The organism is Brevundimonas sp. SL161 (assembly GCF_049896985.1).
GTDB lineage: Bacteria > Pseudomonadota > Alphaproteobacteria > Caulobacterales > Caulobacteraceae > Brevundimonas.
In genome coordinates this window covers 1-571 of the sequence record NZ_JAFCVJ010000095.1, presented here as the reverse complement: position 1 = coordinate 571, position 571 = coordinate 1, and the positions used below count along the sequence as shown (strand labels likewise).

General features: G+C 69.7%; 1 protein-coding gene. It reads right to left on the bottom strand.

What is annotated here, in order from left to right:
* Positions 1–129: 129 nt before the first annotated feature.
* Positions 130–571, bottom strand: a 442-nt coding sequence (locus ACP7AU_RS17805; RefSeq protein ID WP_426052288.1) for a cytochrome c oxidase assembly protein, incomplete at its 5' end; no start/stop codon positions are given.

Genomic DNA, 571 nt, shown 5'->3' with positions numbered 1-571 from the left:
CCTGCACCGAGATCGCCGGGTCGTGGCGCGTCAGCATCAGCGGCAGGGCCAGCAGCCCTCCGCACCAGACGACCAGACCGATGATGTGGGCCGCCTTGAACAGCGGAACGGCGGGCACCAGCCAGTCGATCATGCGCCGACGGCCTTCAGCTGGGTCCAGCTCCGTCGCGCGATCCACACCGCCGCGATCGCATAGGGGATGCCCGCCGGAACCCACATGATGACCCCGCCCAGGGCCTGATCCTGCAGCGGGGTCAGCCCCCAGGCCAGGGGCGCGAAAGCGTGGGCGGCGTAAAGCGGAGCAGGCGCGAAGGTCAGCAGGGCGCCGAGCAGCCCCATCTGGGCAAAGGCGGCGACCACGAAGGCCAACCGGTCCACGGGCGAGCGACCCTGGGCCAGCACCGCGCGCCAGAACAGCACCGCGCTGGCCAACAGCGACAGCTGCATAACCCAGTACATGGCGACATTGGCCAGGGCGGCGTCATAGGCCTGGGGAAGGTGCCATGCCCAGAGCACCGCTGTTGAAGCCACGAACGGCAGAGCAATCCCCGTAACCCGTCGCGCCGGCAGC